This is a genomic window from Marinobacter sp. LV10R520-4 (assembly GCF_002563815.1).
Taxonomy (GTDB): domain Bacteria; phylum Pseudomonadota; class Gammaproteobacteria; order Pseudomonadales; family Oleiphilaceae; genus Marinobacter.
Genome location: NZ_PDJM01000001.1, coordinates 2,919,436 through 2,934,924 on the forward strand (window position 1 = coordinate 2,919,436; position 15,489 = coordinate 2,934,924).

Consider the following 15,489-nt stretch of genomic DNA (forward strand, 5'->3'; position numbering starts at 1 on the left):
GGCTAATGTGAGCGAGCAACTGATCAGTTTTATTCGTGACTATTTTCGCTCTGAAGAATTTATCCCACTTCATGCGCCGGTTTTTAGCGGAAAAGAAAACGCTTACGTCGCAGATACAATTACTTCGACGTTTGTGTCTAGCGTTGGCGCTTACGTTGATCGGTTTGAACAGGATGTTGCGAGTTACACCGATGCGCCCCGCGCCATAGCGACAGTCAATGGTACCGCGGCCTTGCATATAGCGCTGAAACTGGCGGGCGTTAAACCCGGTGATTTAGTGATTACTCAGCCGCTGACCTTTGTCGCCACCTGTAACGCCATTGCGTATTGTGGCGCCGAGCCACTCTTTATAGACGTTGACTTACACACGCTTGGCTTGTCGCCCACGGCACTTGAAAGCTGGCTTAGCGAAAACGCCCAGCTAGATTGCGAGGGTGTGTGTCGCACCAAAGAAGACCATCAAGCCATTCGTGCGTGTGTGCCCATGCACACATTTGGGCACCCCGCCGACCTGGATGGGCTAGTGTCGATCAGCAAACGCTGGAACCTGGCTCTGGTTGAGGACGCGGCCGAATCTTTAGGGAGTTTCTATAAGGGCCAACACACAGGCACGTTTGGCGAACTGGGCACGCTCAGCTTCAATGGCAACAAAATAATGACAACCGGCGGCGGCGGAATGATTTTGGCGAACCAGGAGCTCGGGGCTCAAGCCAAACATTTAACCACCACAGCTAAAAAGCCCCATGCCTACGAGTATATTCACGATCAGGTGGGCTACAACTACCGGATGCCGAATTTAAACGCTGCATTAGGTTGTGCGCAGCTTGAACAGCTAGAGCAATTTATAGCGGCAAAGCGTGTATTAGCGGAGAGCTACCGCGACTTTTTTCACGGAAGCGACCTTCAGTTTTTTACCGAGCCTGAACATTGTCGTTCGAATTACTGGTTGAACGCCGTTATTTGTCAAGACAAAGTCCAGCGCGATGCGCTTTTGAAAAGCACAAATGACAAAGGAGTCATGACTCGGCCAGTCTGGGCGCTGATGAATAACCTGGCTATGTATCAGGGTTGTCGTAGGGGTGACTTAAGTAATTCAGAATGGTTAGAGGAAAGAGTAGTTAATTTGCCTAGTAGCGTTTTGCAAGGAACTGCTTAATGGATAAGGTCGGAATATTTGGTGCCGCAGGTATGGCCAGTGAAGCCGGAGATGTCGCCTGGGCATTAGGCTTAGAGCCCTTTTATATTGTTTATGACGAAGTCGAGCGATTCAAATATCTTCACCTTGGTAACGTCATTCTTGAGAGTGAGATTTATCAATATGAGCACTTACCGTTCGTAATTGGTATTGGCGACAATTCGATTCGCAAGACAATAGCTGAACGTTTTTTTGGTCGCTTAGAATTTATGAACCTGATTCACCCAAGTGCAACATTCGGCCGTAATCAGCGCGAATCTCTTGAGAAATGTAAGGGTACTGTTGTAGCAGCCGGAACTCGCCTCACAAATAATATAAAAATAGGCAACTTTGTAATTTTTAATCAAAATAGTACGCTCGCCCATAATTGTACTGTCGAAGATTTTGTTCATGTAGCCCCTGGTGCCAATGTGTCTGGAAATGTTCATTTAGAAACCGGGTGCTGGCTGGGGGCAGGCAGCGTTGTTAATCAGGGTAGCGACGTTCGGAAACTGAAAATTGGCAATAATACAATGATAGGTTCAGGCGCTGTAGTAGTCAGTGACTGTGAATCAAACGCTGTTTATGCCGGTATTCCTGCGAAGAGGATTAAATGAAAACACTCATAATTGCTGAAGCCGGCGTCAATCATAACGGTGATTTGAATCTAGCCAAAAAGTTAATAGCCGTTGCGGCAGAAGCCGGCGCAGACTTGGTAAAGTTTCAAACGTTTGTTGCTAAAAATATGATTTCAAAAAGTGCACCGAAAGCAGAGTATCAGAAGGTTGCGACGGACCCAGAAGAGTCGCAGCAAGATATGGTGCGCAAGTTTGAGCTTTCTAAAGATGATCATTTGGAACTAATCGCTGAATGCGAAAAAAGGAGCATTGGCTTTTTCTCTACGGCCTTTGATCAGCAGAGCATTGAGTTATTGGAAAAATTTGATTTTGGCCTAGTTAAAGTACCCTCCGGTGAACTCACTAATCTTCCATATTTACGACACCTCACCCGGAAAAGTGTTCCTGTATTGTTATCGACCGGTATGGCAAACCTTGGCGAAATAGAAGCCGCTATAGACGCCATCGAAAAAGCGGGAACGCCCAGAAGTCTTATTACGGTATTGCATTGCACCACAGAATATCCTACGCCCATGGAAGATGTGAATCTTCGGGCGATGGTGAATATTGGCAAGGCGTTGGGCGTCAAGGTAGGTTATTCAGATCATACCCCGGGTATTGAAGTGGCGATTGCTGCAGTTGCGTTAGGTGCGACCGTTATTGAAAAACATTTTACTCTAGACCGAAACTTACCAGGTCCAGATCATCGCGCAAGCTTGAAACCCGATGAGCTAAAAGCCATGGTTGCCGGCATCCGTAACATTGAGTTGGCGATGGGTGATGGCGTCAAGCGGCCAAGCGCTAGCGAACTAAAGAACAAGCCTATTGCACGAAAATCTCTGGTGGCCTTGCGGGCTATTAAGGCGGGTGAGGTGTTCACAGAGAATAACCTGACCGCCAAGCGACCAGGCACTGGGCTTTCGCCGATGCGATGGGACGAGATTATTGGCCGAACTGCCCCTAGGGATTTTATCAGCGACGAGTTGATCGAATTATGAGCCGCAAAATTTGTGTGGTCACGGGCACACGCGCTGAGTTCGGACTACTGAAATACCTAATGCATGAAATTCAGAGCCAAGACCAACTGACGCTCCAGGTAATAGCAACAGGAATGCACTTGTCACCGGAGTTTGGTTCTACCCATACCGAAATTGAACAAGCCGGTTTTAACATTGATTGCCGTGTAGAAATGCTGCTGAGCGCAGACACAAAAACGGCGGTTACAAAGTCAATGGGGCTTGGCTTAATCGGCTTTGCTGATGCCTACGAGCGTTTACAGCCCGATATCATCGTGGTGCTTGGCGATCGGTTCGAAATATTTGCGGCTGCGGCGGCTGCGTTGATTGCAGGTATACCGATAGCACACATACACGGTGGTGAAACCACAGAAGGCGCTTTCGACGAAGCAATTCGCCACTCTATTACAAAAATGGCTCACTTACATTTTGTCGCAGCAGAAGACTATAAACGCCGGGTTATACAGCTAGGAGAGCAACCAGCGCGGGTGTTCAACGTGGGCGGAATGGGCATAGACGCGATAAAGCGAATCACCTTGCTCAACCGGGGAGAACTTGAACTGTCTATGGATTTTGCGTTTTTGAAAAAAAATCTGTTGTTGACCTTTCACCCCGTTACCTTGGAAACAGAAGCTAGTAGCACTGAACAAATAGAGCAGTTACTGGCAGCATTAGCAGAGCTGAGTGATACGGGTTTGATTTTTACGATGCCCAACGCGGATACCGGTGGGCGTGAGCTGGGTGCAATGGTTCGTGCATTTGTAAAAAGTCATGCGAACGCGTGTGTTTTTACCTCCTTGGGTCAATTACGCTATCTCTCTTGCTTGGCGCAGGTAGATGCCGTTGTCGGTAACTCTTCTAGTGGGCTGGCAGAGGCTCCTTCATTTGGTATTGGCACTATCAACATAGGTGACCGCCAAAAAGGCCGTTTAAAAGCTGACAGCGTGATTGACTGCGTGCCCAGTAAAGAAGGAATTGCCAAAGCGTTAGGGCAGTTGTATTCGCCTCGCTTCAAGAAAGATGTAACCACTGTCAGTAATCCTTATGGTGAGGGTGGTGCCAGCGAAGCTATTGTAAAAGTCCTTATGGATTATCCATTAGAGTCAATTTTAAAAAAGAGTTTTTTTGATTTACCCACCCCTATCTGATAATTAAAAAACTATAAATTAAGAGAGTAAATTACACACCGCTCTCTGAAGCTATCCCCATCTGAATTACCTAAGCAGTTAAGCATCGAGCGTATGGATTCGCCTGCGCTTACGGCCGTCTTTTTTTTATACCCGGAGCACTTAGTGAAATCTTGGCATAATGCCGTTGTAAATGCGGGCGCCTCTCTAGAGCAGGCAATCAAAGTGTTGGACCAAGCCTCTTTGCGCATTGCGCTGGTAGTTGATGATGAGGGAAGGTTGCAGGGAACGTTAACGGATGGGGATGTGCGCCGGGCGCTCCTAAAACATCTCCCATTGGATACTGGCGTGATGCACGTGATGAATTCCAAGCCAATAACTGCCGAGCGGGGCTGGACTAAAATGCGAACGCTGGCGCTAATGGAACGCTATGATCTGTTGCAGTTGCCCGTAGTCACCGAAGATGGGCGAGTAGTAGATTTAGTGAGCTTACCTGATTTAATGAATAAGCATCGCTATAATAACCCAGTATTTTTAATGGCTGGTGGGTTCGGTACCCGCTTGCGACCACTAACAAATAACTGCCCGAAACCCATGTTAAAAGTGGGCGACAAACCAATTCTCGAACAGATTTTGATTAATTTCATAGACTCAGGTTTTCATCGGTTCTACATTTCTACTCATTACTTGCCAGAAGTGATCCGGGATTACTTTGGAAATGGTGAGAAATGGGGCGTATCGATACAGTATATACATGAGAAAGAACCGCTTGGAACTGGCGGTGCACTGGGTTTGCTACCCCACAGCGAAATTACTCTTCCCATGATCGTGATGAACGGCGATTTATTAACGTCGATGAACTTTAGAAGCTTCCTTGAATTTCATAGATCCCACAAAAGCATTGCAACAATGTGTGTTCGTGAATACGAACATCAAGTGCCTTACGGTGTCATTTCCAGCGAAGGTATTCGAATCAAATCGATGATTGAAAAGCCGGTGCATCGGTTTTTTGTAAATGCCGGAATTTATCTGCTTGAACCCAGTTTAGTGAAAAGTGTGAAGCCAGGGACTCAGGTAGACATGCCAACGTTGTTAGAGCAAGAAATTAACGATGGCGAAGTCGTCAACACTTTTCCGGTTCACGAATACTGGTTAGACATTGGGCGAATGGATGATTTTCAGAAAGCTCAGACTGAAGTTTATGGGTTACCAAATGCGTGAACCTGGAGAATTGTTAATCATTATCCCGGCCCGCGGAGGAAGCAAGCGTTTACCCCGTAAAAATGTTCTAGACCTTGCGGGAAAACCTCTGATTTGTTGGACTATTGATGCTGCATTAGAGGCCGGATTGAACGCCCGTATTGTAGTGAGTAGCGATTCAGATGAAATACTATCAATCGCACAAAATTATGAAAAACAAGGCATTACTTCTCAAAAGCGCCCTGGCGAGTTAGCGAGTGACAATGCGTCAACTAAGGATGTTGTAACTGATATTGTTAATTCAGAGCAAAATGCTGGTCGATATCCTAAGATAATTATTTTGTTACAACCTACATCGCCACTGCGTGCGGCCATTGATATAAGGTCCGCCTTGAGAATTTATAAAGAAAGTCAGTCTGAAGAGACTGTGGTATCTGTTTGTGAAGTGGATCACCCAAAAGCGTGGATGGGTACCCTTGATGAAAATTTTTTTATTGAGGGTATAGATTTTTCCGGAAAACGCTCGCAAGATTTTCAAAAGGAATACCGATTGAATGGTGCGGTCTATGTTATTAGCGTAGAGAAATTAATGACTAAAAATAAATTTTTTACCGAAAACGTCAAAGCCTCGATAATGCCTAGAGAACGATCAATCGATATTGATGAGGGAATTGATTTTCAGTTGTGTGAAAAAATTATTTCGTGTTGGAGTTATTAACGTCCAAAATCAAGTTAACTGATCTTTGTCGAGCTTAAAAGCGACTCAGCAAAAATTAGGATTTTACCGATCAAGATTTTCTTGAATTCACGAGTTAAGGATTAAATACGTAGATATATTATGCAAGATAAAAAATCAAATCCGGAATTCACGCAGATAAGAAAAAATCAAAGTAAAACGGCTGTTCTTCTTCCTAGTTCATTGACAGAGTCATTTGAAATAGTTTTAGCAAGAGTTGTTGATCTAGTAAACTCCGGGGCCGAGGTTGAGGTTATTCAGTGCGAAGGTGCCGTGAAGGGTTGTGTTGCGAATCCGTTCAATATTCCTTTTGCTTGCCGGCATTGCAAATCAGTGCGAGATAGAGCTCTTACTAGCCTCGCACTGCCTGTTAAAAAAATCAGCTTTAATTATGAATGTAATAAAAAAGTTGAAGAAATAATTGCTAACGAAAAAGATGATGGCGATTTGTTGATTAGTGTTAATTCTACCGTGCTAACTTTTTACAGGCGAAAAAAAGAATCTTTCAAAAAATATGATCCTAGAAGCTATCTAATCTCAGTATTATATGACAGGTACCTAGAGTATTCTAGGAAAGCATACACTGATACCTGCCAAATCATTCGTGAATCAAAAATTAAAAAGTTAGAGTTTTTTAATGGAAGAATCGTACCAGGCTATGCTGTACTAAAAGCAGCAAAAGATGAAGCGATCGAATTCTCAATAATTGAAGTGGCTGGGGTTAAGCGGGAGCTGTTAGCTGTAAATAATGAAGTTATTCATGATTTTGAATATAGGCAAAAAGCTCTGAAAGATTTTATAAAATTTGGTAGGGCTGATGAGAATGTTGGAATAAATTTTTTTGAGTCAAGACGTTCTGGAAAGGTAACCGATACAGTTTCATTTACCAGCGGTCAAAAGTTTGGGGATATCGAATTTTCAGATAAACCCATTTTGTCAATATTCACAAGTAGTACGGATGAGTTTGAGTTTCTCGGTGAGCAATGGTTTACCAAGAGTAGTAAAGACCCTCTCACTTTTGTTGAAAAGTTGAGTAATTTGATTAGTCATGATTATCGCATAGTCGTAAGGATGCACCCGAATCAGTCGGGAGACTACACAGGTGCGGCAAAAAAAATGGAGCAGGGTTTTAGGGCATTGGAGTCAGTAGAGTTAATTGCGCCTAAAGATTCCCAGTCTACTTATGAGCTAATCGATAAATCTGCCTTTGTATTATGTTTTGGCTCGTCTGTGGGTGTGGAAGCTACTTACGCAAAAAAACCTTCAATTCTTGTAGGTAAAGCTGTCTGGGATTTTCTAAATATCGCTTATTTATCTGTAACTCCTGAAGACGTTTATGCGTTGTTGAAAGGTAGAATACAAAGAAAACCCCAGAAAGATGCTATTGCTGTTGGTTCTTACTACATGATTGGCGATGGTAAACCTGGCGCACTTAGCTGGGATGTCGAAAATAAACTTTTTTCAGTAAATGGGCAAAATTTTTTGAACAGGAAACGTTTATCACCAAGTTATTATTTGTGCAGGGTTTTTGATAGACTACTTCGGTTGAAATAGCATCTAAAACGTCACGAGATTGTGGAGTAGGCATGGGTATTGCTGTAATTAAACTAAAAAGGTTTGTGAATAAAATAAGAAATAGTGTGAAAAATACCATTTTTTCTAGAAGTGATTTTTCTTATTGCGGTGATAATGTTTTCATTCATGATGGTGTGGAGATTCATAATCCAGAGTGTCTGGAAATCAAAGGTGAGGTTTATATTGGGCCGATGGCAAAGATTTTTTCTGCAGGAGGCATAAGTGTAGGGACCGGATGTGTGATTGGCGAAGGTGTTCAAGTAATGAGTTCCAATCACGAGTATGACTCTCCTTCTCAAAGCATGCTTCCTTTCAATAATAATAATATAAAGAAATATACTGTTCTTTCTGATTACTGTTGGATAGGAAACAATGCTATTGTTTTGCCAGGTGTCAAAGTTGGTAAATTTTGTGTGATTGGTGCCGGAGCTGTGGTTACAAAAAATACTGAAGAATTTGGCATTTATGGTGGAAATCCTGCTCAATTATTAAAATACAGGTCGAATCGAGATGTGTGTACTATAAAAAACACGTGGGTTGAATCAAAGAATAAAGACTCTATATATTTTGTAAAGTAAAAGCTGTCAAAGACCTAGATCCGCTAGTATCGGAGATTTTTAGCGGTCTGCCATAAGTTAGCAGTGCGTCTTTAACATAGATGAATTTAGTAAATGCGAAGTTTCAGAAGAGCTCTAGCCACTTACCTAATGGGTCAGGTGTAGCACTCGGTTATTTCGAGCGATAATAGATTCGATCAAATTTTTAAATATAGATCGGGTGGTAAATAATCATTATTGGTCGGGCTATCATTTTTATAGCTGAGCCGTTATAGAATCTTTCTAATATTGTAGGTTTATATGGCTAGTGTGTCCGGTGATTGTAAGAATGTTTTGCTTCTGGTTCGAACTCCGTTTCAGGCTTGGCTTGCAAACAAAATAATTGATCACATCGATTTGTCTTGCTTTGATCTGGTCTACTTTACTTATGATGACTCAAAAAAAGATCGGTTCTATTTTTCGCTCCTTTCTTCGCGATCGCGACGGTCTGCTTATGTAAATGTTAGAGGCCGGCGTCGTGTTGCCATTCATCATGCGTTTATTTATTTAAGGTCTTTTTTTGGTCGAGGATATTCTGGCTACAATTTGGTTCTCTTGGCCAGTTTTGATGTTTATTTATTTAGAATGCTTGCGCGCCGACAACACGGAGCAGACATAAGAACGTTTGACGATGGCGCGGCGAATATTTACCCTGAAAGCTCCTACTATAGTGATAAATCTAGCCGTTTCACATGGCTTTATGACTTTTTACTTTCCGCAGGGTCCAAAGAGAGATTTAAGAAAGATATAAAAAAACACTACACGATTTATCCGTTGTTTGAAAATATTGTTGAGAAAGACAGAGTAGAGGCGATTGATCCTTGGCAGAAAAACGATTCTAGCAACCCGAGTGATGATAAAGAAGTCATTTTTTTTATTGGCCAGCCTTTTGATGAGGTTGTTTCGTTAGGTTTATTTGATCGTGGCGACTTGATACGTCTTGAGCAGTTTGTTAAGTCGCTTGGAGTTGATTACTATTTGCAGCACCCAAGGGAAATGCAGCCACTAAGTGTGGGTGGTGTTTTGGTTAGTGACGCAAATAGGATTGCTGAGGAACTGATCCCCGAGCTTTGTGACGGAAAGAGGCCAGTAGTATACGGTTGGTTTTCTACAGTTTTGTTCAATTTGCCCACTGAAAAAGTAAAAAAAATATATCTTTCTGTAGGTAAACAGGAACATGAAAGCCTTCGCGTCGAAATGTGTATTAAAGTGGGTTGTGAGATACAGAAAATATCTGATCTCGCGTAAATCGCTATGAGTTTTAAAGTCATTATGGGCGTATTTTAAGATATCTTTCTATTGACTCTTGTCTTATGATAAATGTCGCCATTTGAGAAATGTTTTCTTTCAGAAGTCGATTGGTTTTCATGTGAATAAATATTCAATAACTGCTATAAAATTATTCCGCGAAGAAGTGTTTCGTTGAACACTAAAAAATGAGTCGCGCATCTAGGTTTGGTTGCACGATTGTTTTGAATAATGACTTAAATCTGGAAGGTTAAATATACCTCAATGAGTAATTCCACGGTTTTTAAGTTTACTTACAGCCCCCGGGGGGGGAAATCGGCAGGAAGAGAAATGCTTGCTGATACTAATTCGAAAATCATCAACGAAATTTTTGGGTCTGATGTATGTAATGTTGTCGCTAAGCCAATGGGCAATAGTTCATTGTTAGGGAAATTTAAATCACTGATTGGTTGGCTAGATGGGCTTGACCCAACCGTGGCCCAGAACTGTATTAACAAGATTAGCGACAACAAATCTGACATAGTATATATAGAAGGCTCAAATTATGGACGGTTAGTAAAGCTAGCTAAGAAAAAAGTTCCTTCTTGCAAAATAGTTGTTTTTTTTCACAATGTTGAATCTCGTTTTTTTTGGGGTGCATTTAAAAAAAAACCAAGCCTTCATGCATTAGGTGTTTTACTGGCAAACTTCTTAGCAGAGCGCCTCGCTGTTATCCATAGTGATGCTATAATTTGTTTAACAGATCGAGACAGCAAATTGCTTTATCGTATTTATGGTAGATCTGGTGATTACATTGTCCCTATTTCAGTTTTTAATGATCCTCGATGTGATACAAAATTATCTGGCAAAGTTCCCGCACTTGGCCAAGATTTCGGTATATTCGTTGGCGGGGCTTTCTATGCCAATGTCGAGGCTGTTCGATGGCTCGCAAAATATGTTGCAGAAGATTTATCTTGCCAAATTTATATATTGGGAAGAGGTTTTGAAGATTATTTGGATGAGTTTTCGGATTGTAAAAATATAGCTGTAATTGGTGAAGTTGATTCATTGAATGAGTGGTATCGCAGAGCTAAGTTCTCAATAGCGCCAATATTTGATGGTTCGGGCATGAAGACAAAAGTTGCTGAATCTCTAATGTTTGGCCGACCGATACTGGCCACATCAGAAGCTTTTGTCGGATATGATGATGTGCATGGTAAAGCGGGTCTTGTTTGTAATCATGCCCAGGAATTCGTTAAATCAATTCGTGATATAATAAATGGAAGCGTTACCTTTGACGAAGAATTCCTGAAATCGCTATACAAAAAGAACTATTCCTATGAGGCGGCCAGAGAGAAAATGAGGTTTATTTTTAGTGAGGTTGCCAGCGAAAATTTGTTAAGTTAATTTCCATAGTAATGGTGATCATCCTGCATGTATTCTTTCACAGGACTATCTGATTCTCCTTTTAAGCAGCACGCTGACTGAGTTTGGCCATGGTAAGGTCAGATTTTTGCTCAGAAAAATTCGTCTGTCGAAATATATGAAAGGTGAAATTTTTCATATATTTAGAGTAATAGTTAAAGGCCATCAAAGTATAGAATAGCAACTGTAGCTATGAGTCAATCGCAGGCAGGGGTTGCTTCGTAAAATAATGACCTATTTATTTGGTTTTAATATGAAAAGTATATCTTTGTTTTTTGATGGTCCTCAGATGGGCGGCATTGGTGCAAGAAATATAGACTTAGCTAATGAGTTTATTCGCCAAGGATATCGGGTTACTTTATTAATGCTTACAATGGATGGTCCCAGGAAAAACCAGTTGCCAAAAGCAGCTATAATAAAAGAGATAGGCTTGGTTGGAAGTATTGGGATAATTAGATTTCTTATAGATCATTTCAAAAAAGACAAGCCAGACTTTGTAATTGTTAGCAACGTTATGCCAGGAGCTATTGCGTCTATAGCCAAAAGCTTGGCAAGGGGGCATTTCGGTCTTGGTGTTATTAATCGTGTTGATTTTGAAAGAGTTTCTGAGTCCTATAAAACAACCTTAAAGGGTAGAGTTTTATACTTCATAGCACCCTTATTTTTAAGAAAATATGCAAAATTAATTGCGCTTTCACATGCTGCACGTCAAGGCTTAGCGAAATATTCGAAATGCGCGTTAGCGGATATAGCTGTGATAAACGACCCGATTAGATTGAATGATGAGGTGTCAGGCGATTTTGAGAAAGAAATCTTGAAATGGTGGTGTGCTAGTGGCATTAAAATTCTTTCGGTTGGTAGGCTTGATAAACTTAAAAATATTGAGTCAATAATAGTTGCAGTCAAGCACCTCCTTGATCTTGACCCTAAACTTTTGATTGTAGGTGGCGGTCCTGAGAAAGAGAGTTTGGAAAAACTTGTAGAAAGATATGGATTGCAAGAAAATGTTTTATTTTGCGGCTATGTACAAGCGCCTGCTGTATTTTTTAAAAATTCGGATTTTTTTATTTCGGCATCATTATCAGAAGCTTTTCCGAATTCAGTCGTCGAGGCGGTGTGCGCCGGTTGTCAAGTAGTGTCTGCGGACTGTAATTACGGCCCGCGCGAGATTTTAGGCGATGATGAGTATGGAAAACTGGTGCCTTTGAAAGACCCTAAGGCAATTGCCCAAGCTGTTAGATATCTTCATAAAAACCCAGTTCCGGCTCAGAAGCTATTAGCTAGGAGTAAGGAATATGACCCGGAATTTATAGCTAATAATATAATCAATATTTTGAAGTAAAGACTTGGAGCTTGGCGGTAATATGAGAATCTTGTTTACAATTACCAGTTTGGGTGTTGGCGGCGCTGAGCGTTTATTAGTCAGTCTTGCGGATTGCTACGTTGCATTGGGGCATGAGGTTACTCTCGTTTACTTTCATGGTGAAGCTGAACTTAGGCCCAGCGACCCAAAAGTTAAAATTTGTAATCTTGAAATGCATCGGAGCCCGCTGAGTGTCATAAACGCCATGTGGCGATTACGGCAGTTGATACGTGAGTATAAACCAGATGTTGTAAATAGCCATCTGGTGCATGCCAATATCCTCACGCGGTTGCTTCGGGTTGTGAACCCGATGCCCCGGTTGGTATCCAGCGCGCACAATACCAATGAGGAAGGGCGAATGCGTTTTTTGGCCTACCGGCTAACGGACCGACTAGCGGACATGTCCACCAATGTCTCTGATGAGGCTGTGAAGGCATTCGAGCAACAGGGCGCCCTGCGGTCGGGACGTATGGTGACCATCCAAAATGGCATTGACACTGCGGCCTTGACTTTTGTTTCCGACGCTCGGGCGCGGGTGCTTACGGAACTAAGTTTGAATGAGGCCACCCCCTTGCTGCTGGCTGTGGGGCGTCTTTGGGAGCAGAAGGATTACCCCAACCTTCTTCGAGCTTTTTCACATCTTGCGATTTCGCCGGAACTCCCGCACCTGGTCATCGTCGGCGACGGCCCCTTACGTGGCGAGCTAGTTGAGATGGCCGAGTCGTTAGGAATTGCAGATCGTCTGCATTTTCTTGGCTTGCGGCATGACGTTGCAGACTTGCTTTCGGCCTGTGATTTTTATGTTATGTCTTCTGCTTGGGAAGGGCTGCCGATGGTGATACTTGAGGCGATGGCGTGTCAGTGTTTCGTTGTAGCTACAGATTGTGGTGGGATTCGTTCAGTCTTGGGTGAAACTGGCTTCGTAGTTCCGACGCAGAATAGTGAGGCATTAGCCTCAGCCCTTGAACGATCACTGCAACTGCCTAGCGACGAACGTAAGAATATGGGCAGGGCGGCCCGTGAGAGGGTGGTGAAGCACTTTTCCCTGAAGACCACCGCAGAGCGCTATCTGTCCGTGTATCGAGGCGATGGCCCGATCGATCAAAAACACGAGCAAGGAGCGGAATGAAGATACTTGGGACAGGTAGCGCTGGCTATAATGGCTCGCATGCCATCATGGCGCTGCCGCAGGTAGGGCAAGAGTTGGTGGTGTTTGGCCACGGTTTACGGGCGAGCGCCATCCACTGCCGTCGCACGAAGTGTTGTTGATGGGAGAGCCGACCAAGGCCCGTGCGGCGCTCCGCTGGCAGCAGACCAATCTGCAAGGATATGACTGATGTGCGGGATCACAGGTTTTTGGGGGCAAGAAGCTCCCAGTTCTGCCATTGCCAAAGAGATGGCCGCTCAAATTCTTCACCGCGGCCCGGACGATTCCGGTGTGTGGGTGGAGGGTGATACCGGACTGGCGCTAGGGCATAGGCGCCTTGCCATTGTAGATTTGTCCGCTGCTGGTCACCAGCCTATGCATTCAGCCTGCGAGCGTTTTGTGATTGCGTTCAATGGCGAGATCTACAACCACCTGGATTTGCGCAAACAGCTTGACCAGTCATCTGTTGCCCCGGTTTGGCGCGGCCATGCGGATACGGAAACCCTGCTGGCTGCGTTTTCGGCCTGGGGTATTGAGCGCACGCTGGAAGCCGCCAACGGTATGTTTGCCATTGCCCTATGGGACCGGCAGCTGAAAACCTTAACCCTGGCGCGGGATCGGTTTGGTGAAAAGCCGCTGTATTACGGCTTGGTTGGCAAGCGGCCTGCGTTGGTGTTTGGCTCTGAATTGAAGGCGTTGGCTGCACACCCGGACTGGCAGCCGACGTTGAACCAGAACGTGCTGGATGAATATTTGCGTTTTGGCTGCGTACGCGGTGCGGCCAGTATTTATCAGGGCATACACAAGCTGTTGCCAGGCAGTTACGTTCAGTTTACTCAGAGTGACATTGCCAATGGCCAGTTGCCAGAGGTCACTCAGTGGTGGTCGCCGGTGACGGCGGCCTTAGCCGCAAAGCAAGCACCGGTGATTGCAAACCCGGATGATGCGGTGGAGCAAACCCGCCAAGCCATGATGACGTCGGTGGGTCAGCGCATGATGGCGGATGTTCCGCTGGGGGCGTTTTTATCCGGTGGGGTGGACAGTTCACTGGTGGTGGCGCTGATGCAGGCGCAGTCCAGCAAACCGGTGCGCACCTTTTCAGTGGGGTTTGACGACGCCCGTTACGACGAATCCAGCCACGCAGCGGCGGTGGCGGCTCATCTAGGTACTGATCACACCACCTTAAAAGCCACCTCGCAGATGGCGCTGGACACCATTCCGCAACTTGCGGATATGTACGACGAGCCTTTTGCCGATTCCAGCCAAATACCCACCGCCTTGATTGCTAGCCTTACCCGGCAGCACGTCACCGTGGCTTTGTCTGGCGATGGGGGTGATGAGCTGTTTGGCGGCTATAACCGCCATGTGTGGGTGCCGCAGATTTGGAGCAAACTGAACCGCTTGCCGGTGGCAGTCAGAAAAACTCTGGCGTTGTCACTAAGATCGATTCCCGTGGGCGCTTACGACGGCGTGATGAACATCGCTGGGCGTGTTTTGCCGAAGCGATTACACGTTCGTACCTTTGGCGAAAAACTGCACAAGTTGGCTGCCGTGCTGGAAAGCCCATCGCAGCAGGCGTTGTTTGCTGGCGTGTCATCCATGAATCGGCAACCTGGTAATCTGTTGAACGCCGGTGTTCCCACCACGCCTTTAGAAAACCTGTACCCCGCCTTACAGCAATTTGACGCGGTTGAATGGATGCTGCTGATGGATACCATGAATTTTATGGTAGACGACGCACTGGTCAAGGTAGACCGCGCCAGCATGGCTAGCACACTTGAGGTACGAGTGCCGTTTCTGGACCCGAATGTTTTTCACACAGCTTGGCGTATTCCAGCTTCACTGCGCATCAAAAATGGCCAGGGCAAGTGGCCTTTGCGCGAAACGCTCTATCAACATGTTCCCGCAGCCTTGATTGATCGTCCCAAGATGGGTTTTGCTATTCCGCTGGATGAATGGCTACGTGGTCCTTTGCGGGAGTGGGCTGAAGATTTGTTGCAGCCGGCGAGTTTGGTGGAGTTGCCTATGTTGAATGTTAAAGCTGTCGGGGCAATGTGGAAAAACCATGTTAATGGCAAAGGGCATTATGCCCAGCAACTGTGGGCGGTGTTGCAGCTTTTGGCCTGGCAGCGGCGCTGGCGATGTTAAGGAACCGGTGCTAGGGGACGGATTTAAAATCCGTCCCCGGTCTGCTTGGTTTGCTTCAAAAAACACCGAAGCATTATCAATATCCAAGCCTTCGTCAAGAGTCAGGAACAAGCGGCCTGACAGCCGCATATCACGCGA

Annotated in this window: 14 protein-coding genes; all 14 read left to right on the plus strand. The window is 44.7% G+C overall.

Annotated elements, in window-relative coordinates:
* The first annotated feature begins 7 nt into the window (after positions 1-7).
* The 14 genes from ATG98_RS14230 to asnB all read left to right on the plus strand — a co-directional run bounded on the left by ATG98_RS14230 (position 8) and on the right by asnB (position 15,351).
* Positions 8-1,156 (plus strand): LegC family aminotransferase, encoded by a 1,149-nt coding sequence (locus ATG98_RS14230; protein ID WP_098423579.1) that lies wholly within the window; start codon positions 8-10, stop codon positions 1,154-1,156.
* Positions 1,156-1,791 (plus strand): acetyltransferase, encoded by a 636-nt coding sequence (locus ATG98_RS14235; RefSeq protein WP_098423581.1) that lies wholly within the window; start codon positions 1,156-1,158, stop codon positions 1,789-1,791. The genes ATG98_RS14230 and ATG98_RS14235 overlap by 1 nt, the downstream gene beginning before the upstream one ends.
* On the plus strand, positions 1,788-2,789 hold the full coding sequence (gene neuB / locus ATG98_RS14240; protein WP_098423583.1) for an N-acetylneuraminate synthase: 1,002 nt from the start codon (positions 1,788-1,790) through the stop codon (positions 2,787-2,789). Before ATG98_RS14235 ends, neuB begins: the two co-directional genes overlap by 4 nt.
* The gene (gene neuC / locus ATG98_RS14245) at positions 2,786-3,955 is read left to right on the plus strand and encodes a UDP-N-acetylglucosamine 2-epimerase (protein WP_098423585.1); all 1,170 of its coding nucleotides are present in this window, start codon (positions 2,786-2,788) and stop codon (positions 3,953-3,955) included. The genes neuB and neuC overlap by 4 nt, the downstream gene beginning before the upstream one ends.
* 144 nt (positions 3,956-4,099) lie before the next feature.
* Positions 4,100-5,155: a nucleotidyltransferase family protein gene (locus tag ATG98_RS14250; RefSeq protein WP_098424457.1), complete on the plus strand. Its 1,056-nt coding sequence runs from the start codon at positions 4,100-4,102 to the stop codon at positions 5,153-5,155.
* Positions 5,148-5,852 carry a cytidylyltransferase domain-containing protein gene (locus ATG98_RS14255; protein ID WP_098424458.1) on the plus strand — a complete coding sequence of 235 codons (705 nt, stop codon included), beginning with the start codon at positions 5,148-5,150 and terminating at the stop codon, positions 5,850-5,852. The genes ATG98_RS14250 and ATG98_RS14255 overlap by 8 nt, the downstream gene beginning before the upstream one ends.
* Positions 5,853-5,972: 120 nt before the next feature.
* A complete protein-coding gene (locus ATG98_RS14260) occupies positions 5,973-7,424 on the plus strand; it encodes a hypothetical protein (RefSeq protein WP_098423586.1) in 1,452 nt (483 codons plus the stop codon).
* Between the two features lie 32 nt (positions 7,425-7,456).
* On the plus strand, positions 7,457-8,023 hold the full coding sequence (locus ATG98_RS14265) for an acyltransferase (RefSeq protein WP_098423588.1): 567 nt from the start codon (positions 7,457-7,459) through the stop codon (positions 8,021-8,023).
* 279 nt (positions 8,024-8,302) lie between these two features.
* Positions 8,303-9,289, plus strand: coding sequence for a glycosyltransferase family 52 (locus tag ATG98_RS14270; RefSeq protein WP_098423590.1), 987 nt, complete (start codon positions 8,303-8,305; stop codon positions 9,287-9,289).
* 264 nt (positions 9,290-9,553) lie between these two features.
* A complete protein-coding gene (locus ATG98_RS14275) occupies positions 9,554-10,675 on the plus strand; it encodes a glycosyltransferase (RefSeq protein WP_098423592.1) in 1,122 nt (373 codons plus the stop codon).
* Positions 10,676-10,907: 232 nt separating this feature from the next.
* Positions 10,908-12,035, plus strand: a complete 1,128-nt coding sequence (locus ATG98_RS14280; RefSeq protein ID WP_179888163.1) for a glycosyltransferase — start codon at positions 10,908-10,910, stop codon at positions 12,033-12,035.
* A gap of 22 nt (positions 12,036-12,057) precedes the next feature.
* Positions 12,058-13,185: a glycosyltransferase gene (locus ATG98_RS14285; RefSeq protein ID WP_098423596.1), complete on the plus strand. Its 1,128-nt coding sequence runs from the start codon at positions 12,058-12,060 to the stop codon at positions 13,183-13,185.
* Positions 13,182-13,325 carry a hypothetical protein gene (locus ATG98_RS21870; protein WP_179888165.1) on the plus strand — a complete coding sequence of 48 codons (144 nt, stop codon included), beginning with the start codon at positions 13,182-13,184 and terminating at the stop codon, positions 13,323-13,325. The genes ATG98_RS14285 and ATG98_RS21870 overlap by 4 nt, the downstream gene beginning before the upstream one ends.
* A gap of 67 nt (positions 13,326-13,392) precedes the next feature.
* Positions 13,393-15,351 carry an asparagine synthase (glutamine-hydrolyzing) gene (gene asnB / locus ATG98_RS14290; protein ID WP_098423598.1) on the plus strand — a complete coding sequence of 653 codons (1,959 nt, stop codon included), beginning with the start codon at positions 13,393-13,395 and terminating at the stop codon, positions 15,349-15,351.
* The last annotated feature ends 138 nt before the right edge of the window (positions 15,352-15,489 follow it).